The 19,640-nt window shown below is 61.6% G+C and carries 22 protein-coding genes; 8 read left to right on the plus strand and 14 right to left on the minus strand.

All coding sequences use genetic code 11. The features are described from left to right. Window positions 1–81: 81 nt before the first annotated feature. The 3 genes from ACS3QZ_RS11860 to ACS3QZ_RS11870 all read right to left on the minus strand — a co-directional run bounded on the left by ACS3QZ_RS11860 (window position 82) and on the right by ACS3QZ_RS11870 (window position 3,258). On the minus strand, window positions 82–1,356 hold the full coding sequence (locus ACS3QZ_RS11860; RefSeq protein ID WP_456038012.1) for a bifunctional folylpolyglutamate synthase/dihydrofolate synthase: 1,275 nt from the start codon (window positions 1,354–1,356) through the stop codon (window positions 82–84). Further along, window positions 1,353–2,312: an acetyl-CoA carboxylase, carboxyltransferase subunit beta gene (gene accD, locus ACS3QZ_RS11865; protein WP_456038013.1), complete on the minus strand. Its 960-nt coding sequence runs from the start codon at window positions 2,310–2,312 to the stop codon at window positions 1,353–1,355. Before accD ends, ACS3QZ_RS11860 begins: the two co-directional genes overlap by 4 nt. Window positions 2,313–2,376: 64 nt before the next feature. Further along, the gene (locus ACS3QZ_RS11870; RefSeq protein WP_456038014.1) at window positions 2,377–3,258 is read right to left on the minus strand and encodes a CPBP family intramembrane glutamic endopeptidase; all 882 of its coding nucleotides are present in this window, start codon (window positions 3,256–3,258) and stop codon (window positions 2,377–2,379) included. A gap of 208 nt (window positions 3,259–3,466) precedes the next feature. Here ACS3QZ_RS11870 and ACS3QZ_RS11875 point away from each other — a divergent pair, with 208 nt between their 5' ends. The 5 genes from ACS3QZ_RS11875 to ACS3QZ_RS11895 all read left to right on the plus strand — a co-directional run bounded on the left by ACS3QZ_RS11875 (window position 3,467) and on the right by ACS3QZ_RS11895 (window position 8,521). Continuing rightward, window positions 3,467–4,237 (plus strand): DUF6478 family protein, encoded by a 771-nt coding sequence (locus ACS3QZ_RS11875; RefSeq protein WP_456038015.1) that lies wholly within the window; start codon window positions 3,467–3,469, stop codon window positions 4,235–4,237. A gap of 18 nt (window positions 4,238–4,255) precedes the next feature. After that, complete coding sequence (locus tag ACS3QZ_RS11880) at window positions 4,256–4,633, plus strand: hypothetical protein (RefSeq protein ID WP_456038016.1); 378 nt, start codon at window positions 4,256–4,258, stop codon at window positions 4,631–4,633. Between the two features lie 18 nt (window positions 4,634–4,651). Beyond that, window positions 4,652–4,966, plus strand: a complete 315-nt coding sequence (locus tag ACS3QZ_RS11885) for a hypothetical protein (protein WP_456038017.1) — start codon at window positions 4,652–4,654, stop codon at window positions 4,964–4,966. 374 nt (window positions 4,967–5,340) lie between these two features. Then, window positions 5,341–7,368 carry an FAD-dependent oxidoreductase gene (locus ACS3QZ_RS11890; protein WP_456038018.1) on the plus strand — a complete coding sequence of 676 codons (2,028 nt, stop codon included), beginning with the start codon at window positions 5,341–5,343 and terminating at the stop codon, window positions 7,366–7,368. A 247-nt stretch (window positions 7,369–7,615) separates the two neighbouring features. Next, entirely contained in the window at window positions 7,616–8,521 is a 906-nt protein-coding gene (locus ACS3QZ_RS11895) for a LysR family transcriptional regulator (RefSeq protein WP_456038019.1), read from the plus strand. A gap of 69 nt (window positions 8,522–8,590) precedes the next feature. Here ACS3QZ_RS11895 and ACS3QZ_RS11900 read toward each other — a convergent pair whose 3' ends face one another. The 4 genes from ACS3QZ_RS11900 to ACS3QZ_RS11915 are packed head-to-tail and all read right to left on the minus strand — an operon-like array spanning window position 8,591 to window position 11,596. Beyond that, entirely contained in the window at window positions 8,591–9,568 is a 978-nt protein-coding gene (locus tag ACS3QZ_RS11900; RefSeq protein WP_456038020.1) for an OmpA family protein, read from the minus strand. Further along, window positions 9,565–10,140, minus strand: coding sequence for a peroxidase-related enzyme (locus tag ACS3QZ_RS11905; protein ID WP_456038021.1), 576 nt, complete (start codon window positions 10,138–10,140; stop codon window positions 9,565–9,567). Before ACS3QZ_RS11905 ends, ACS3QZ_RS11900 begins: the two co-directional genes overlap by 4 nt. 8 nt (window positions 10,141–10,148) lie before the next feature. Beyond that, window positions 10,149–10,877: a GNAT family N-acetyltransferase gene (locus ACS3QZ_RS11910; RefSeq protein ID WP_456038022.1), complete on the minus strand. Its 729-nt coding sequence runs from the start codon at window positions 10,875–10,877 to the stop codon at window positions 10,149–10,151. Beyond that, the gene (locus ACS3QZ_RS11915) at window positions 10,877–11,596 is read right to left on the minus strand and encodes a competence/damage-inducible protein A (RefSeq protein ID WP_456038023.1); all 720 of its coding nucleotides are present in this window, start codon (window positions 11,594–11,596) and stop codon (window positions 10,877–10,879) included. The genes ACS3QZ_RS11910 and ACS3QZ_RS11915 overlap by 1 nt, the downstream gene beginning before the upstream one ends. 49 nt (window positions 11,597–11,645) lie before the next feature. Between ACS3QZ_RS11915 and sfsA the strand changes: the two genes are divergently transcribed. Beyond that, window positions 11,646–12,356 (plus strand): DNA/RNA nuclease SfsA, encoded by a 711-nt coding sequence (gene sfsA, locus ACS3QZ_RS11920; RefSeq protein ID WP_456038024.1) that lies wholly within the window; start codon window positions 11,646–11,648, stop codon window positions 12,354–12,356. Window positions 12,357–12,509: 153 nt separating this feature from the next. Then, window positions 12,510–13,316 carry a type I methionyl aminopeptidase gene (gene map / locus ACS3QZ_RS11925; protein ID WP_456038025.1) on the plus strand — a complete coding sequence of 269 codons (807 nt, stop codon included), beginning with the start codon at window positions 12,510–12,512 and terminating at the stop codon, window positions 13,314–13,316. Between the two features lie 3 nt (window positions 13,317–13,319). Here map and ACS3QZ_RS11930 read toward each other — a convergent pair whose 3' ends face one another. The 3 genes from ACS3QZ_RS11930 to ACS3QZ_RS11940 form a co-directional block, all read right to left on the minus strand. Next, window positions 13,320–14,180, minus strand: coding sequence for a DUF2189 domain-containing protein (locus tag ACS3QZ_RS11930; protein WP_456038026.1), 861 nt, complete (start codon window positions 14,178–14,180; stop codon window positions 13,320–13,322). Window positions 14,181–14,336: 156 nt separating this feature from the next. Continuing rightward, window positions 14,337–14,912: a 16S rRNA (guanine(966)-N(2))-methyltransferase RsmD gene (gene rsmD, locus ACS3QZ_RS11935; protein ID WP_456038027.1), complete on the minus strand. Its 576-nt coding sequence runs from the start codon at window positions 14,910–14,912 to the stop codon at window positions 14,337–14,339. 10 nt (window positions 14,913–14,922) lie between these two features. Continuing rightward, complete coding sequence (locus ACS3QZ_RS11940; RefSeq protein WP_456038028.1) at window positions 14,923–16,131, minus strand: NAD(P)/FAD-dependent oxidoreductase; 1,209 nt, start codon at window positions 16,129–16,131, stop codon at window positions 14,923–14,925. An 86-nt stretch (window positions 16,132–16,217) separates the two neighbouring features. On the opposite strand from ACS3QZ_RS11940, the gene ACS3QZ_RS11945 reads away from it, so the two are divergent. Then, window positions 16,218–16,706 (plus strand): peroxiredoxin, encoded by a 489-nt coding sequence (locus tag ACS3QZ_RS11945; RefSeq protein WP_456038029.1) that lies wholly within the window; start codon window positions 16,218–16,220, stop codon window positions 16,704–16,706. 79 nt (window positions 16,707–16,785) lie between these two features. On the opposite strand, the gene ACS3QZ_RS11950 is transcribed toward ACS3QZ_RS11945, so the two are convergent. The 4 genes from ACS3QZ_RS11950 to ACS3QZ_RS11965 form a co-directional block, all read right to left on the minus strand. Continuing rightward, window positions 16,786–17,076 carry a 4a-hydroxytetrahydrobiopterin dehydratase gene (locus tag ACS3QZ_RS11950; protein ID WP_456038030.1) on the minus strand — a complete coding sequence of 97 codons (291 nt, stop codon included), beginning with the start codon at window positions 17,074–17,076 and terminating at the stop codon, window positions 16,786–16,788. Then, on the minus strand, window positions 17,073–18,260 hold the full coding sequence (locus tag ACS3QZ_RS11955; RefSeq protein WP_456038031.1) for a GNAT family N-acetyltransferase: 1,188 nt from the start codon (window positions 18,258–18,260) through the stop codon (window positions 17,073–17,075). The genes ACS3QZ_RS11950 and ACS3QZ_RS11955 overlap by 4 nt, the downstream gene beginning before the upstream one ends. Before the next feature lie 89 nt (window positions 18,261–18,349). Continuing rightward, window positions 18,350–19,108 carry a glycerophosphodiester phosphodiesterase family protein gene (locus ACS3QZ_RS11960; RefSeq protein WP_456039335.1) on the minus strand — a complete coding sequence of 253 codons (759 nt, stop codon included), beginning with the start codon at window positions 19,106–19,108 and terminating at the stop codon, window positions 18,350–18,352. A 2-nt stretch (window positions 19,109–19,110) separates the two neighbouring features. Further along, window positions 19,111–19,572 carry a RidA family protein gene (locus ACS3QZ_RS11965; RefSeq protein ID WP_456038032.1) on the minus strand — a complete coding sequence of 154 codons (462 nt, stop codon included), beginning with the start codon at window positions 19,570–19,572 and terminating at the stop codon, window positions 19,111–19,113. Window positions 19,573–19,640 lie beyond the last annotated feature (68 nt).

Raw genomic sequence — 19,640 nt, forward strand, 5'->3', positions numbered from 1 at the left:
GATTCGGAAAAACGAATCAATTGCCCCGAATCGGCTCCCCGATCACGAAAACCGCACCCCGCCTGCCGAACGAACCGTATTTCAGCCGTTTTCGCGTAAAATCGCCCCGGCAAGGTACAGCGAGCCACAGATTAAAACCCGCGCCCGCGCATCCTGCGCCACGATCTCCCGCAACGCGGCCTCGACCGTTTCGGCCTCCTGTGCCGCCAACCCGACAGCGCGCGCGGCCGCCGCGGTTGCCTCCGCCGGAAGCGTGTTCTGCTCGCCCGGAATGGACACGGCCGTCAGGCTCTCGGCCTCTGCCGCCAGCGGCGTCAGGTATCCCGAGATGTCCTTGGTGTTCAGCATCCCGCAAATCAGGTGGGTCGGGCGTTTGGGCAGCTTCGCAAGATGTGCACCCAGCGCCTGACCGGCGGCAGCATTGTGTCCGCCATCCAGCCACAATTCGACCTCCGGCGCAGCTTCGACCAGCGGTCCCTGTCTCAGGCGCTGCATGCGCGCGGGCCAGAATACGTTTTCCATCGCCGCCACACAGGCTGTTTCATCCGCCCCAAGATGACGCAAGGCGGCAATCGCCGCCCCGGCATTCTGGATCTGGTGGGCACCGGGAAGGGCAGGCATGGGCAGGTCCAAAAGCCCGGTCTCATCCTGAAAGATCAACCGCCCGCGCTCTTCATAGACATGCCAGTGCTGCCCATGCGCAATCAACGGCGCACCCATCTTTGCCGCCTGTCGCTCGATCACCTCAAGGGCTTCATCCTCTTGCGGGCCGACCACACAGGGCACGCCCCGCTTGAGAATACCGGCCTTTTCGAACGCGATCTTGCCCAGCGTGTTCCCAAGGAACTGTTCATGATCGATCGACACAGGCGTGATCACCGTCAGCGCCGGGGTGTCCATCACGTTGGTCGCATCCAGTCGCCCGCCAAGCCCGACTTCCAAAAGCGTGTAATCCGCAGGCGTGCGGGCGAAGGCCAGCAGCGCCGCACAGGTGGTGATCTCGAAATAGGTGATATCCGCACCGCCATTGGCCGCGTAGCACTCATCCAGCACCGCCGTCAGGTGCTCTTCCGAAATCAGCTCCCCGGCCAGCCGAATACGCTCGTGAAACCGGGCGAGATGCGGGCTGGTATAGGCATGCACGGATTTGCCCATACCTTCCAACCCGGCCCGGATCATGGCTTGCGTCGATCCCTTGCCATTGGTTCCGGCCAGATGGATCACCGGCGGCAGACGGTCCTGCGGGTTGTCCAACGCCGCCAAAAGACGCCAGACCCGGTCCAGCGTCAGATCAATGATCTTTGGGTGCAGCGCCATCATCCGATCAAGGATGACGTCAGATGTCACGGCGCTCATTTCTTGGTCGACTTGTCCGAAGCCGCATCTACCTTGGACGCGGGCGCGTCCTTGGTCTCCGCCTCTGCTTCGGCCTCGGGCGCCGGCAAGTCCCCGGCCACGGCAGGCGGCAGCCCCATCAGCATCCGCGTGATGGTGATCAACTCGTCCCGCAGCTCGGTGCGCTTCGTCACCCGGTCCAACATACCGTGGTCCAGCAGATACTCGGCCCGCTGGAACCCGTCGGGCAGCTTTTCACGGATCGTCTGTTCGATCACCCGCGGCCCGGCAAAACAAATGAGCGCGTTGGGTTCGGAAATATGAACATCCCCCAGCATGGCATAAGACGCGGTCACACCGCCGGTGGTCGGATGGGTCAGCACCACGATATAGGGCAAACCGGCTTCTTTCAGCATCTGCACCGCCACCGTCGTGCGCGGCATCTGCATCAGGCTCAGGATACCCTCCTGCATGCGCGCGCCCCCGGCGGCGGAAAACAGGATCAGCGGGCGCTTGAGTTTCACCGCACGTTCGGCTGCGGCAATGATCGCATTGCCGACATACATGCCCATCGACCCGCCCATGAAGCTGAAATCCTGGCACGCGGCCACGATCGGCGTGCGCCCGATGTCGCCCTCGGCGACAAGCATCGCTTCCTTTTCGCCGGTGTTCTTCTGGGCGGCTTTCATCCGGTCGGGATATTTCTTCTGATCGCGGAAATGCAGCGGATCGGCCAGCGGCTCGGGCACGTCCACCTCAACGAACACGCCCCCGTCAAACAACGCCTCGAACCGGGCGCGCGGGGTGATCCCCATATGATGATCGCACTGCGTACAGACATTGAGGTTGGCGCTCAGCTCGCGGTGAAACAACATCGTCCCGCACTCGTCGCACTTGGTCCACAGATTGTCCGGGACTTCGCGGCGGGAAAAGATCGAGTTGATCCGGGGACGGACGTAGTTTGTGATCCAGTTCATGCGCTTTTTTCGCCTCTCGGGTTCGCAGTAGGCCTGAAATAGGACGCTACGGAAGGAAATGCAATCAGCGTCGCACCGCGATCCGCGCCGCCAGCCACCCGCACAGCAACACACCAGCCTCCAGCGGCATCGCCCAAAGCAGCTTCTCGGTGTCTTCCGGTCCGAACGGCAAGGAATAAAGCGCCAGCCCGTCCCAGTAGCCTTCCAGTGACATGAGGCTCATGGCCGTGAAATTGTTCACCATATGCAGGGCAATCGCCGGACCCAGCGTCCCCGACCGCGCCGTCAGATCGGCCGCGGCAAGGCCGAAAACCCCCGCCCAGACCACCATCCAGATGGCCGCCCCGCCATAAACCCCCGGCTCGTAATGCAGCAGCGCGAACAAGAGACTCGGCAGTCCCATCCAGACAATGGGGGAACGGAACCGCGCCGCCAGCTGGCTCTGCAGATAGCCCCGAAACAGCAGTTCCTCAGCCCCGCATTGCAACAACAACAGCCCGAGACTGATCGGCAGCAGCGTCAGCCAATAGCCGAAATCCTTGGCCCGCGTCGGTGCGATCTCCTCGGGCATCGGCAGCAGGAACACCACGACATAAAGAACGAGGCAAAGCCGGAAGACCCGCCACCCCTGCCCCCAGAACGCCCCCCACGGCCCCAGAAGACCCAGCATCGAGCGGCGATGCACCAGCCGAAGCGCCACCCAGAGCGCCGCCACGAGGCACGAAAAACTGCCCAGCAAAAGCGCCATGCCCCGCACGGTGGTTCCGCTGGCGATTTCCTCAAAGATCGTACCCGCATCCGGCATGGCCCGGATCGCCGCGAACCACCCCACATTCAGTGCGATGAAGGCGATCACGGTCACCAGGATCCCAAGAACCAGCCACCCCGGCGCAGCACTGCGACGGGCGGGGGCGATCAGGGTCTCATGCGGGTCATAGGCGCTCATGCCCCTGACCTAGCCCAGCCCCGGCGCAAAGGAAACAGCGACAATTTTTTTCACGCTGCCTTCCCCCTTGCTCTTGCCCGGCGCGCATTTGTGCGTTTGTTTGATGGCAACCATTTGGGTAAATAATGAAAACAACCGCCCCTCTTTGTTTCACCAATCGAAACAGTAGGGCGTAGGGCGGCATGAACAGGGCAGGTTCGGGAACACCATGGTGCAAGGCAGCAGTTTCTTCCAGAGGCTCTTCCAGAAGGGCGCCGCACGCCAATGGGCCCGCATGGCCCGCAAGGCGGAGCGCACAGACCTGCCCACCCTGCGCGCCCAGCGCCGCAGCGCCCGCAGCCTGCGCCAGCATCTTGATGCGTTGATTTCGGTGGCCGAAAGCCGCCTTGCCCTGCCGATGATCGGCTCGAACGCCTTTCCCAAACCACATGGCACCGACTGGTCCTGGCGCCCGCAACTGTGGCGCGAACCGATTGCGGTCAAGGGGCGCGCGGCAGTGGAAAACAAGGAAATGCTGGGCGATGAGGTGACGTTGTTCCACGATTGCCGGATCAGCGAACTCACCCTGCGCCAGTTGCGCAACAACCGGGACAAGGATCTTGCACCCTTCGGCCTGCGCATGGACGTGTTCCGCTTTGACGGCTCGTTCCTGTCGCTGGTCGTCGACCTGCCGCCCGAGTCGGTGGATGGCCTGAAACGCAATCACGTGATCCGCGTCGATACGATCGTGGAAATGGAAAAACCGCTGGAAATCTTTGCCCGGCTCAACATCCGCCACGGCCCCAATACGGAACAGATCGTGCGCGAACTGCCGCTGCGGGAAGAGGACATTCGCGTCGAGTTTGATCTGGCCTATTCCAACCTGAACGAAAAACGGGTCGAACAGATGTGGCTTGACCTGATCTTCGAAGGCCCCGAGATGAATCAGGTCATTCTGCGGGACGTGACCTTCTCGCGCCGCCCACGCGCCGAATTCTAAGACCAAAGGACAGCGATCATGAGCCAACTGACCCTGACCAAGACCCGGCTGTTCGAAGGCATCTGGGAAGGTGTTCTGAGCTATGGTGAGGGCACCGGCCCCGAACCCATGATCAACGTCACCTATCAAGAAAAGCCAGTGCCGGGCGTATCGGTCACCGCCCATACCGACAGCACCGGCTGGGCGCTGCGCATCCCGCTTCCCCCTGAAAGCCTTCAGGACGGGGTGCAGACCGTGCTGATCAGCGACAGCGCCACGGGCGCACGGCTCGACACCATCACCTTCATCGCCGGCGAGGCTCTGGCAGACGACATTCGCGCCGAAATCGACCTTCTGCGCGCCGAGCTGGACATGCTCAAACGCGCCTTCCGGCGCCACTGCGTGGAAACCATGTAACGGTTCAGGAAGTGGCCCATGATTACCGAGATTGTTCGTTTCGACCTTCCCAAGGACAAGAACCGCGCCGAAGTGGTTGCGTTGTTCGAGGCCACCGTAGCGCGCTGGCAATCCAACGACCGCCTGATCCGCAAGCAATACCTTTATGACGGGGAACGCGGCGTTGGGGGTGGCATCTATCTCTGGCCAAGCAAGGCCGACGCGCTTGCCGCCCATGATGCCGCGTGGTGTGACATGGCCGAACAGGTCTATGGCAGCCGTCCCCGGTTCGAATATTTTGAAACGCCGATCGTGGTGGACAATGCGGCCGGGGCAGTCGTACAGGACGGCTGAGGGCCGTTCGGTGGCTCAGCAAAGCTGAGCCTGTTTTGGGGGCGCTGCCCCCGTCGTCGCAAGCGACGACTCCCCCGGGGTATTTCTGGAAAAAGAAAGAACAGGCACGAAAGCCCCGTCGGGATTAACAAATCCCTGCGTGCGCAGTCTTAACGAACGGGCTTGGCGGTTGGGAACCAAAGCGATACCGACGCAATACCGACGTGATACCGACGCAAAACCGATGACCCCAAACCTTGAAAACAAGGCCATTAACCATGATTCGGGCTTTTGGACGCAACGGCACCGTGCGGTGCCCTGTTCCATGACGCCGCGTCCCGCGTGACAGGCGCAAGGCTTTACGTTTTGGTAACCCAAACCCTGAGGAGGCTTTCATGACCCAATATCCGCACCTGCTTGCACCGCTCGATCTTGGCTTTACCACGCTCAAAAACCGCGTGTTGATGGGGTCGATGCATACCGGTCTCGAAGAAACCAAGGACTGGAACCGCGTCGCCGAATTCTATGCCGAACGGGCCCGTGGCGACGTCGGTTTGATCGTCACCGGCGGCATGGCCCCATCGAAAGAAGGCGGCGTCTTCCCCGGCGCGGCAGGCCTGTTCAACGATCAGGACATCGCCAATCACAAGGTGGTCACGGACCGTGTACACGAGGCCGGGGGCAAGATCGCCATGCAGATCCTGCACGCGGGGCGCTATGCTTACGGGCCGGAATGTGTCTCGGCCTCACCGATCAAGTCGCCGATTTCTCCCTTTCCTCCCAAGGAGTTGGACGAAGAGGGCATCGAGAAACAGATCCAGGATTTCATCACCGCAACCGTGCGCGCTCGAGAAGCCGGCTATGATGGTGTCGAAATCATGGGGTCCGAAGGCTATTTTCTGAACCAGTTCCTCGTCACCCACACCAACAAGCGCACCGACCGCTGGGGCGGGTCTTATGAGAACCGGATGCGACTCCCGGTCGAGGTCGTGCGCCGCTGCCGCGAGGCCGTGGGCGACGATTTCATCATCATCTACCGTTTGTCGATGATCGACCTGATCCCCAATGGGTCAACCCATGAAGAGGTGGTTCAGCTTGCCCAAGCCATTGAAAAAGCAGGCGCCACGATCATCAACACCGGCATCGGCTGGCACGAGGCCCGTATCCCCACGATCGCCACCTCGGTGCCGCGCCGCGCCTTTGCCTGGGTCACCAAGAAACTGATGGGCAAGGTGCGCATCCCGGTCATCACCTCGAACCGCATCAACATGCCCGATGTGGCCGAAGAAGTCTTGGCCGAGGGCTGCGCCGACATGGTGTCGATGGCTCGCCCCTTCCTTGCGGATGCGGATTTTGTTGCCAAGGCCGCCACGGGCAAGGCCGACCAGATCGCGCCCTGTATCGGTTGTAACCAGGCCTGTCTCGATCACACCTTCTCGGGCAAGCTGACCTCGTGCCTCGTGAACCCGCGCGCCTGTCATGAGACCGAACTGGCCATCGCACCGGCAGACACGAAAAAGAAGATCGCGGTCGTCGGGGCCGGTCCGGCTGGCCTGTCCTCGGCCATTACCGCCTCGCAACGCGGCCATGACGTGACCCTGTTCGACCGCGCCGACAAGCTTGGCGGGCAGCTTAACGTGGCCAAGCAGATCCCCGGCAAGGAAGAGTTCTGGGGCCTCGTGGACTGGTACGAAGCCATGGTCGCCGCCGAAGGCGTTACCGTGAAGCTGAACACCGAAGTGTCAGCCGATGACCTTGCTGGTTTTGACGAAGTGATCGTGTCCACGGGCATCATCCCGCGCGATCCCGGCATCCCCGGCAGCGACCGTCCCGAGGTGCTCTCCTATCTCGACGTGCTGCGCGACAAGAAACCTGTGGGCAAGCGTGTCGCCGTGATCGGGGCCGGTGGCATCGGGTTCGACGTGACCGAATTCCTCGTGCATGAAGGCGAAAGCCTGACAGAAAACCTGCCGGAATGGATGAGGGAATGGGGCGTCGGGGATCCCGAACAGACCCCCGGCGGACTTGCCCCGCAAGGCCCGCAACCCCACGCCCCCGCACGGCAGGTCACGCTGATGCAGCGCAAGGCCAAGGCTCTTGGCAAAGGGCTGGGAAAGACCACCGGCTGGATTCACCGCGCGGCGCTCAAGATGAAGAATGTCGAGATGCTCGGCGGTGTGAACTACGAAAAGATCGACGATGCAGGCCTGCACATCTCCTTTGGCGAGGCGCGCGAAAACCCGAAGGTGATCGAGGTCGACAATGTGGTGATCTGCGCCGGACAGCTGTCTGATCGTTCGCTGGCGGAAGCACTCGAAGCCAAAGGCATTTCCTGTCACGTGATCGGCGGGGCCGATGTTGCGGCTGAACTCGACGCCAAACGCGCCATCAACCAGGGCACCCGGCTCGCCGCAATGCTCTGATCTTCCCTCTCATTGGTTCTAAATACCCAATCGCCGCGCCCCTCGGGGCGCGGCCCTGCCCAACGCCTTGGGGCGTATCCCGGATGCGTTTCAAGGGGCGGGAGCGCCTCGTTCAACAACTGTTTCGCTGTTTCCACGCCGCAAACGATCCCTGACAAATCCCTGATATTGTCTGCCCTCTGCCCTCATCCTGCCCGATTTCGACGCGATACCTGATCCTCAACAATGCATGTAGAGGTAGGAACGAATGGATCGCCTGACCGAAATGGAAGCTTTTGCCACCGTGGTGGATCAGGGTGGCTTCACCGATGCCGCCAAGAAAATGGGCATCTCGAAATCAGCCGTGTCCAAGCACGTCTCAAGCCTCGAGGCGCGCCTTGGCGCGCGCCTATTGAACCGCACCACCCGCCGTGTCAGCCCGACCGAAATCGGTCTGGCTTATTATGACCGCGCCCGCCGTGTTCTGAACGATGCGGGCGAGGCGGACGCACTTGTCACTTCGATGCAATCTGCTCCTTCAGGCCTTCTCCGCATCTCCGTGGCCACCGATTTCGGCGTCAATCATCTGTCCCCGGTCCTGGGCGAATTTCTCAATGAATTCCCGGACATCACCGTCAACATGGTGCTCAACAACCGCTATGTGGAACTGATTTCCGAAGGTTTCGACATGGCCATCCGCATTGGCGAACTGGAAGACAGCACCCTGCGCGCGCGCAAGCTGACCGAAACCACCAAGCGCATGATTGCCAGCCCGGACTATTTCAAACGCTACGGGCGCCCGCAGAAGATCGACGACCTGAACGATCACAAATTGCTGCACTACTCCAGCCAGTCCAACGGCGCGGTCTGGAAACTGACCGCCCCGTCCGGCGAAAAGCGTCAGGTCCGCACCGCCGGCTGGCTTTCGGTCAATGATGGTCAATCGCTTCTGAACGCGGCCATTGCCGGTCTCGGCATCGCCTACCTGCCGAGCTTCCTCTATGCCGAAGCCATGGAACAGGGGCTGGTCGAGGACGCGATTCCCGATTTACCTTTGGAAACCCAAGGCATCTACGCGGTCTATCCGCCCGGCCGCTTTACCCAGCCCAAAGTCCGCGCCTTCATCGACTTCCTGGTGCATGCCTTTGCCGAGAAAGGCCCGACCGACTGGTAAATGACTTCCCCGAAGCTTTCCCTCATGCGAAAGCAAACCTGACCCGGACCGCTTTGGACCGGGTCTTTTTTATTCGGTGTTCAAAAGAACCGCTTCCACCCGACGATTGGCGTTGCGCCCCTCTTCTGTCAGGTTCGACGCAATCGGCGACAAGAACCCCACGCCTTGCGCTTCCAATTGCCCGGCACCCACGCCGTAGGCCTTGATCAGACGATCCTGAACTGCCGCGGCACGCTTGCGCGACAACTCGCTATTCTGAGCCAACGACCCTTCGCTGTCCGTATGGCCCACCAACGCCACCCGGCGGGACGTATCCGCAATAAGATAGGCCGCAAGCGAGTCCAGCGACCGGAACGGCCCCGCCCCAAGCTGGGAGGACCCGGTTTCGAACTCCAGGTCCGATAGAACGATATGCCCGGTCCGTTCCAGCCAAAGCGGGATACTGTCCGCGTCAACCACGTCGGGGCGTAACGTCGTGTCCTGACGCGCCGGTCCTGTCGTGCCGATACGGGGCGTCGAGGGCTCGTCCCCGACGCGCGCTTCCTGTGTTTCGAAAGGTGCAGGGCTGACCTCGATCACCTGCACCATACCCGCCTGAGCCGTGCGACTGACGAGTACACCCACCCCCTCCGGCCCGGCATCGCCGTCGCGAAACCCCGAGGTGAACTGGTAATCCGACAGGTCCACGAACATCTCGGGCGGGGGCAGAACTTCGGTGTTGAAACGGAAATCAAACCCGCCACAAAGCTCTGCGTCGCAGGAAAACACGATATCGTAACCCGAGCTTAACAATTGTGCCGTAAGGTCGGCAGCCATCGCCCCTGTTCCGGCAAACCCGCTCGGAATGCGCCAGCTACGCCGCATCACCGCACCGGGCAACCGGTCGCTGGGCACCTCGTCATTGGCAAAGGGGCCCGTCGGCACCGCATAGAACCCTTGCGCGCTGCGGACATCGCCCAATAGCTGCGCCCCTTCTGGCAGCACGGGCTCGAACCCCGCCGCCAGCCCTGGCCACACCGCCAACGATATGGCCAGTCCCCGTTTCATCGTGCCTGTGCGTGATACTCGTCATTGGGCCACATGCCCGTGGCCGAAGCGACGCGGTTGGACATGTTGTAGAACCCGGCCACATTGGCGATGTCCCAGATATCCCGGTCGTTGAACCCCACGTCGCGCAGGTGTTGACGGTCTGCCTCCTCGATGGTCGCCGACGCCAGTGTCATCTTCTCGGCAAAGGCCAGCATGGCATATTGCCGCGCGTCCAGATCAGCCACCCGCCAGTTCATCACCATCATCTCACCCAGCTTCGGGTCGCCCGAATACTGCCGCACCGCCGCACCATGCGCGACAAGACAGTAAAAACACTTGTTGATGGCACTCACCACGACGGCGATCATCTCGCGTTCCAGCTTGTTCAACCCGCTTTCACCCAGCATCAGGTCATTGTAAAGCGCCGTGAACGCGTTGAGCTTGGTGGCATCAAGTGCATAGGCCTTGAGCACGTTCGGCACCATGCCAAGCTTCTCGGTGCAGATGTCGAAATAGCGCTGCGTCTCTTCGGGCAGAGGGTCCATCATCTGGATGTCCAATGCGGTTGGCCGGTCAGTCTTGCTCAACATAATCTCCCTCAATCAATGACTTTCTGACGATAGTGATAGTGTCCCACAACCTTCATTCCGAGGGAAGAATAGAGCCCGTTTGCCGCCTTGTTACGCGACGTACAAATCACCGCAAGCGTGTGACCTCCATTGTCGAGCACCCAATAGGCCGCCCGCCGCATCAACCAGCGCCCAACACCTTCGCGGCGCTGATGCGGCAGGATTTCCAGCGCGTGCACCATTCCAATTCCATCATGCATCGACAGGAATGACGCGCCCGCAGGCTGGTCCCGCCAGCGTGACACGAACCCGGTCTTGGGAGCACTGGCACGATGCATCACTGCGAGCCGACCTTCACCGATTCCGCCCGAAGCCCACATCTCCTCCATGATCTTCAGCGGCTCCCAGGCCGGGATCGCTGCCGTGCGAGGCGGGCGTTCCGTGGCGATGTCCTCCGAGCGCGCCGCGTACATCGTGACCGGATCGACGATCTCGTACCCAGCCTCGTCCAACACCGCGTCCAGCGCCGCGTCCCCCTCCCGGATCTGGAACAATGGCACCTGCCCCAGTGCACGCATCGCGGCCTCCGCCTCTGGCAGGTCCGCTGCTGTCACGGGCCCCTCCGCCGTCGCCGCCGACACCCGCTTGCCGCCACCACGCCCTTCGCGGATCGTGAACGGCCCGCATTGGCTGGTTGCAAAAGGCGGCCACGTCGCCTCGATCACCTCGTAGAGCTTTTGCGCATCCGGTTGTGCCATTATCCAAACATCTCCGCCAGTCGTGTCATCGCCGCGTCCACCCGCGCGCCATCCGTGCCCCGAATGACGATATTCGCCCCGAACACCCCGTCTTTCTGGAAGGGATAAGACCCGATGGACAGATCGGAATAATCCGCCGCCAACGCGCCCAATGGCCCGGCAATATCGCCCTCGCCCTTCATGATCTGCAAGGACTGCGACAACAGCGGAGCACCGCCGGTCAATGTGGGCAGCACACTTGCCACCATTGCCTGGAACACCGACGGGACCCCGGCCATCACGTGCACGTTTTCTACCTTGAACCCCGGCGCCACCGACACCGGGTTGTCAATCAAGGTCGCCCCGTCCGGAATACGGGCCATACGCAGCCGCGCCTCGTTCAGTTCCTGCCCCGAGTTGTCGTAATGCGCCTGCAACAGGGCCCGCGCATCGCTGCGCACATCAATCGACCGCCCAAAGGCCGCAGCGATGCAGTCAGCGGTGATGTCGTCATGGGTCGGCCCGATCCCGCCGCTGGTGAACACCGTGTCATAGGCCCCGGCCAGGGCCTGAACGGCTGCGATGATCATCTCGCGGTCATCCGCCACGATCCGCACCTCGCGCAGGTCAACCCCGTGCTTGGTCAGCTCCCCGGCTAGGAAATGCATGTTCGCATCCCGTGTCCGGCCCGAAAGGATTTCGTCCCCGATCACCAGCATGGCAGCGGTGGGATTGGTCATGGCGCAGCGCTCCTTGTCAGAGGGTCACCGCAGGTATAGGGCTGAGACCATGCGCTTTCAAACCCCTCTTTTGCCCGCCGTGCTGATCCGCCGCTACAAACGCTTTCTCGCCGATGCCCGGCTCGAGGACGGCACCGAGATCACCGCCCATTGCGCCAACCCCGGCTCCATGATGGGACTGGCGGAACCGGGCAGCCGGATCTGGCTGGAACCCAATGATGATCCCCAAAAAAAGCTGAAATTCGGCTGGCGGCTGGTCGATCATGAGAATGGCCATTTCACAGGTGTCGACACCTCGGTCCCCAATCGTGCCCTCAAAACCGCGCTGATGGGGCATCAACTCCCGGAACTCGCCGCCTACCCGATGGTGCGCAGCGAGGTGAAATACGGCGAAAACAGCCGCATCGACTTTCTTCTGACCGGCAACGACCTGCCCGATCTTTATGTTGAGGTAAAATCCGTCACGCTGTCGCGCAAGACGGGCCTCGCCGAATTCCCCGACAGCGTCACCGCGCGCGGTACGAAACATCTTGGCGAACTGCAACAGATGGTCACCGAAGGCCACCGCGCCATGATGCTCTACCTTGTTCAGCGCACGGATGCGCAAAGCGTCACCCTCGCGCGGGACATCGACCCAACCTATGCCGCCGCCTTCGCTGCTGCCCGCGCCGCCGGGGTCGAGGTCATGGCCTATGGCTGTCAGATTACCCCCGACGCCATCGAGATCGGCACGCGCCTGCCATTCCACGACACCCCCTGATCTTTCTTTTTCCAAAAATACCCCGGGGGAGTCGCAGCCCGCTGCGACGGGGGCAGCGCCCCCGCCCCCCACACGGACATGCGCGCGCCCTCTGGTTCTTTCGCTTGTTTCCGCTTAAGTAACAAAAAAAGCGCATTTGATGGAGCAGACCCCATGATCGGCAAAGGCCGCCAAACCCGCGACGGGATCCGCATTTATGAACAGGCTGATTTTGCCGGCATGCATGCTGCCGGTGAACTGGCGGCGCGCATCCTTGACGAAGTGGCCGAGCTTGTTGTCCCGGGTCAGACCACGGGCGAGATTGACCGGGTCATCGAATCCAAGGTCAACGCTGCGGGCGCCAAGTCGGCAACGATCGGCTATCGCGGCTATCAACACGCCTCCTGCATCAGCGTCAACCACGTCGTCTGCCACGGCATTCCCGGCGACAAGAAACTCAAGGACGGCGATATTCTCAACATCGACGTCACCGTGATCGTCGATGGTTGGTATGGCGACACCAGCCGCATGTATGTGGCGGGCAAACTGAACCGCAAGGCCGAGCGCCTGATCCAGGTCACGCATGACGCGCTGATGACAGGGATCGAGGCGGTCAAACCCGGAAACACGTTCGGCGATATCGGCCATGCCATCCAGAGCTATGTCGAGGGCCACCGTATGTCCGTGGTGCGTGACTTCTGCGGTCACGGGCTGGGTCGCGTCTTTCACGCCCCGCCCAATGTGCTGCATTATGGCCGCCCCGGCACCGGCGCCGTGCTTGAAGAAGGCATGTTCTTCACCATCGAACCGATGGTGAACCTGGGGCGCCCCGAAACCAAAGTGCTGGCAGATGACTGGACGGCCGTGACCCGAGACAAGTCACTATCGGCGCAGTTCGAACATTCCATCGGCGTCACTGCGGACGGGGCCGAAATCTTTACCCTGTCGCCGGGCGGAAAGTTTCACCCGACCTACGGCTGAGCCTCAGTCATAGCTCACGGCCATTCGGTAAAGATGCCATGTCGCGTGACCCAGCACGGGCAAGGCGATCACAAGGCCGATGAAAAACGGTACCGAGCCGATCACGAGGCAGGCAGCGACGACAAAGCCCCATGCCGCCGTCACAAGCGGGTTCTTGACCGCCACCCGGATCGAGGTGGCCACGGCGACCGGCAATCCGAAAGGATGGTCCACCAGCATCGGGAAACTGACAATCGTCGTGACCAGGACAACCGCGGCAAACACGAACCCGACACCACATCCGACCCAGATCAAGGTCCATCCCGCCGGCGTGGTCAGAACCTCACGCAGCAATCCCGTCAGCGTCTTGGGCAACTCCGGCCCCATGATGGCGCCGTAAATTTCAAGCGCTACCACCATCCAGATCGCGTAAAACCCTAACAGATATAGGCCGAGCACCATGATCGGCCCAAACACGCGGCTGCGCAGCGATACCAGCGCCGAAACCCATGTCACGTCTTCGCCCGCCTCGTACTGGCGACTCATCTCATAAAGAGCAACGGCCGCCAAAGGCCCCAGGAGGGCAAATCCCGCCGCCATCGGAAAGACCAGCGGGATCAGGGCGCTATTGAAAGCGACCAATGTCAACGCCAACCCGATCAACGGATAGATCATCACCAGCATCATCACGTCGCTGCGGCTCCTGCCCAAATCGGCCAGCCCCAGTTTCAGCGCCTTCCTGATATCGTCCAGATGCAGGGCATGCACCCGCGGTGAGACCCGTGCATCACTGGACATGCCTTCGGCCACGTCATGCGCCGCATGACCGAGACCACTCAGGGCCTTCGCGCCCCAACTCAGTGGATTTCCGATAGTTTCAACCATGGCGTCCTCCCGGTTTACACAAGGCAGGCCGCGCATTTCTCGCGTCTCAATGCAGGAGGGTCAGACCCAATTCAACAGGCCCGAACACTCAGGCGGCCTGCATCATCCTATCTAGTGTAGCATATTTCCCTGATTCACCGGCGCACAATCGTGCGATCATCTGCATTCGTTCGCATCACGCTCAAGGAAGGTCACATGCGTGTCGCCGTATTTGCGCTGATCCAGCACGGCAAAACCTTCCGGTGCCAGTTGCGGCGCATTCTCTTCCCAAACGATCATCGCCCCCGGGGCGATCCAACCCCCGGCCACCGCCGTGGCCAACGCCCGTTCGCCCATGCCCTTGCCATAGGGCGGGTCCAGAAATACGAGGTCGAACCCCGCGCCATCCCACACCGGAAGCCGCGTTGCATCGCGCATCACGAGCCTTGTCGACGCCTTGCTTCGGGTCAGGCGGATATTTTCGCGGATCAACGATCCCGCCTTGCGTCCGTCATCGACGAAACAGACCTCGGACGCGCCGCGCGACAGTGCCTCAAGCCCCAGCGCCCCAGTTCCGGCAAACAGGTCCAGCACCCGCGCACCGCTGATCGGATCGCCAAACTTGCCCCCCATCAGCACGTTGAACAGGCTTTCGCGGACGCGATCAGTTGTCGGACGCAGATGGGCACCCGCATCTCCCTTGCCGACACTGGCAAGCGCCGTGCCGCGAAACTGACCCGCGATAATGCGCATTCTTGCTTCCCTAACCGCGCATCAGCGCTTTCATATCGGTCTCGGGATCTGCAATCGCTGCCGGGTCCGCCGATTTCCCCATTTCGATCAGCCGTTTGCCCACCATGTAATCTCGCGGCGCGTTCATCGCGTCCACGGCAAGCAGCGTCTCCCCCTTGTAATACCAGAACGACACCGACATCCCCTCACCGGGGCGCGTCACCACGTTGTCATACCCAGCATTCAGCCCGGCAATCTGCAACTTGATGTCATACTGATCCGACCAGAACCACGGCTTCGCGACATAATCTTTTTCCGCCCCCATGATGTTCTCGGCCACGCATTCGGCCTGATCAATCGCGTTGGGCACACTCTCCAGCCGGATGCGGGTGCCGCGATAGGGAAACGAGGCGCAATCCCCCGCCGCCCAGATCGCAGGGTCCGATGTGCGCCCTTGTGCGTCGGTCTTGATCCCGTTATCGACCTCAAGCCCCGCTGCCTCGGCCAGCGATGTCGCCGGCGTGATTCCGACCCCCACAATCGCGAAATCCAGCACCAGTTCGGTGCCATCGCTCAGCACCGCACCATCCACACGGCCCTCGCCCGTCAACCGCTCAAGGCCCACACCTTCAAGGATATTGACCCCGTGTTCGCCGTGCAGGGTGCGGAAATAATCGCTGGTCTGGGGCGCGGCCACGCGTTGCAAAATACGGTCCGCCATCTCGACCAGCGTCACCTGCAGCCCCTTGGACGCCGCCACCGCTGCAGCCTCCAGGCCGATATAACCGCCACCGATAATCAGCACCCGCTTGCCAGCGACAAACTCCGGCGCCATGGCGTCCACGTCCCTGAGATCCCGCACGGTGTAAACCCCGTCCAAAGCACCACCAATCGCGGCGGGCAAGCGGCGCGGCACCGACCCGGTCGTCAGAACAAGGTGGTCATAGTCAAGCGCGCGCCCAGCGGTGATCACCTTCTTGTCGGCCCGGTCGATCGACACCACGGTCTCGTCCAGATGCAGGTCAATCCCGTTTTCGCCGTAGTAGCTTTCGGGCCGCAGATATAGCCGTTCGACCTCCATCTCTCCCAGAAGGTATTTCTTGCTCAGCGGCGGGCGCTGATAGGGCGGCGCATGCTCTTCCCCGATCAGGGTGATCTGTCCTTCGAACCCAAGACTGCGCAGCTTGGCCACGCATGAAGAACCTGCCTGCCCTGCTCCGATCACAACAACGTGCGTCACGTCATTTCCCCCCATTTTCGTTTGCGCCACTTCTGCGTGACCCTATATCGCTGAAACAGGGAAACGCAACGAAAGAGAAATCCTTCATGACAATTGAAATTGGTGCAGAACTGCCTTCGGGCAACCTGATGAAACTTGGCGAAAACGGTCCCGAACCCGTGGATGTCGCGACCCTGACCAAGGGGCGTAAAGTGGTTCTGTTCGGCCTGCCCGGTGCGTTCACCGGCACCTGCACATCGGCGCACCTGCCCAGCTTCATGCGCACCGCCGAAGCATTTCGCGCCAAAGGTGTGGACGAGATCATTTGCATGTCGGTGAACGACCCTTGGGTCATGGATGCCTGGGACAAATCCATGGGGGCTTCGGATGCCGGGATCACCATGCTCGCGGATCCCGCTGGCGACTTGACCATGGCCATGGGGCTCGATTTCTCAGCGCCCGTGGTGGGTTTCGTGAACCGCACCCGCCGCTTTGCCGCCATTGTCGATGACGGCGTGATCCAGGCGCTCAACGAAGAAACCGAACGCGGTGTCTGCGATCGCACGGCTGGCGAGACCCTTCTCGAAGCAGTCTGATCAAAACAGCAGAAAATTCGGGCTGGAAATCATGACGATTTCCAGCCCGTTTTAATTTGGAAAACCGATCAACAGTCGCTCAAAGCGTATCCATCTTGCGCGCAAGCTTGGCATCCAGGGACGAGACCCCATCCACGTCATGCGTGGTCAGAACCACTTGAACGCGGTTGTAAACATTGTGCCACTCGGGGTGGTGGTTCCATTTCTCGGCCCATAACGCGGCGCGTGTCATCCATCCGAACGCGTCGACGAAACTGTCAAACCGATAGGTCTTCGTGATCGCGTCGCGCCCCTCCACCATTTCCCAGCCGCTTGCCAGCAACGGCCCCAGCACCGCGTCCCGCGCGGCATCGCTCAGTCGTTCAGTCATTCGTGGTCCTCTCTGGTTTCCTTGCGAAACGGTCCCCACGCCGTCATCACTTCGATCTCTTCACTGACCGCCGCCCGTTCAGCCACCAGATAGCGGTCCACCGCCTCCGCAAAGCCTGGATCTCCAATCCAGTGTAACGATTGCGTCTGGACCGGCAAATACCCGCGCGCAAGTTTGTGTTCGCCCTGTGCCCCGGCCTCGACTCGGCCCAGCCCGTGCGCAATGGCCCAGTCCATCGCCTGATAATAACATAGTTCGAAGTGAAGGCAGGGATAATCCTCGATACACCCCCAATAGCGCCCGAACAGGCAATCACGCCCGATGAGGTTCATCGCCCCCGCCACGGGCACTCCCTCGCGCACGGCAAAAATCAACAGGATATCGTCACGCATGGTGGCATGCGCCAAGTCGAAAAAGGCCCGCGTCAGATAGGGCGTCCCCCACTTGCGCGCCCCGGTATCCTGATAGAAACGCCACATGGCGTCCCAGTGCTCAGGGCGGATGTCGTCTCCCGCGAGATGCACGATCTCGCCCCCGAACGCTTGCGCGCGCGCACGCTCCTTGCGCAGCGTCTTCCGTTTGCGCGACGACAACGAGCCGAGGAAATCGTCAAAGCACCCATACGCCCGATTCACCCAATGGTATTGCTGCCCGGTCCGCAGCTTCAGCCCCATCGCCTGCCCGGCCTCCGCCTCGGCCTCGTCGCAAAACGTCAGGTGCACCGAGGACAGCTGATTGTCCGCTGCCACCTGCACCGCCCCCTGCACAAGTGCGCTCTGCCCCATCGCCTCGAGCCCCGGACGCACCAGAAGCCGCCGCCCGGTGACAGGGGTAAAGGGCACCGCGATCTGCAACTTGGGATAATACCGGCCACCGGCACGTTCATAGGCATGGGCCCAGTTGTGATCAAAGACGTATTCGCCCTGGCTGTGCGACTTGGCATACATCGGTGCCACGGCAATAACCTGTCCACTCGCGCGGGCGCTCAGGTACTGCGGTTGCCAGCCTGTCCCCGGCCCGACCGAACCGCTCTCCTCCAGCGCATTCAGAAAGCGGTAGGTCGTGAACGGGTCACGGGGGCGCCCCCCGTCTGCAACCTCGGGGCAGGCGCAGGCATCCCACTCCTCTGTGCCGACGCCTGACAATGTGCCGTGCAACGCAATCTCGATCTGTCCGCCATCCATGCCCACGTCTCCCTGCCATTACTATCTGGCACCGATACGCGTAGGATCAAGGCCAACGCGGTTTTCACCCCATTGGCCAAAGCACCCGGTCACTTCGCAGCAAGATAACCTTCGAAGGTTACGTTATCCGCGACCTCGCGGGCCTCGGCCTCGATCTCGGCGGACTTCACGGTCCAACAAAGCACATGCGCGCCTGCCTTCTTGAGCTCGGCCACCCGCGCGCGTTTCAGGTCGCTGACATGGTGGCTGATGAAACACGCGCCGACCCGGTCGTAATCGGGGATGTCGCGCAACCGGTCGCGCACTTCGGCACGCACCAAAGGCCACTCATCGGCATCATATTCTTCGGTCACGAGGCCACGGGGCACCTCCGGCGCAAATCGCGCCATCGCCGCCACGCTTTCGGGGTTGAAGGACATGAAAGCAAGCGGCCCATCGTAGCCGCGCGCAGCATTGGCTGCCGCGTCCTCTAGCGGACCGACATTCCTGCCCAGCGCGCCGTCCTGATCCTTGATCTCGACCAGAAGAGGCACCCGGCGATCAACGAGCGCCAACACCTCGGCAAATGTCGGCACCCCTTCATCGCCACCGCGAAGGACAATCCCGGCCAATTCAGCTGCCGTGCGTTGCCGCACCGGACCCGTTGCTTCGGCCAAACGCTCCAACTGGTAGTCATGGAATACCATGGCCTGCCCGTCTTTGGACAATTGCAGGTCGATTTCGATCCCATAGCCATGCGCCATCGCCGCTCGGATCGCCGCGCGGCTGTTTTCCGGACGCCCGTCAGACACATCATGCAAGGCACGATGCGCCAGCGGGACCTGCAGGAAAGCCGGATCCAACACCATGCTCATGCGATCTGGAAAATGCCTTCGATCTCGACCGAAACGCCCAATGGAAGCGCCGCAGCCGAAACGGCCGAGCGCGCGTGACGCCCCTTGTCACCCAGTGCCTCGACAAGGAAGTCCGACGCCCCGTTGATCACCTTGGGTTGCTCGGTGAAATCCGCGGTAGAATTGACGAACCCGGTCAGCTTGACCACCCGCACCAAGCGCTCGATATCCCCGCCGCAGGCGGCCTTGAGCTGGGCCAACAGGCCAATGGCACAGGTGCGCGCGGCGGCAGCCCCGGCGTCGACATCCATATCCTCACCCAGCTTGCCCAGGATCAGGCCATCCGCGTTCATCGAAATCTGACCCGAGACATAAACGATGTCTCCCACCTGGACGAACGGAACATAGTTCGCCGCGGGCGCGGGCGCGTCCGGCAATGTTACACCCAGTTCGGCAAGTTTCGCTTCGATGGCACCCATTTCAGTTCTCCCAATTCTGTAATTCGCCGCGAACGCTAGAGGGCGACGACGATTATGGAAACCCCAAA

This window comes from Shimia sp. W99, from assembly GCF_053851455.3.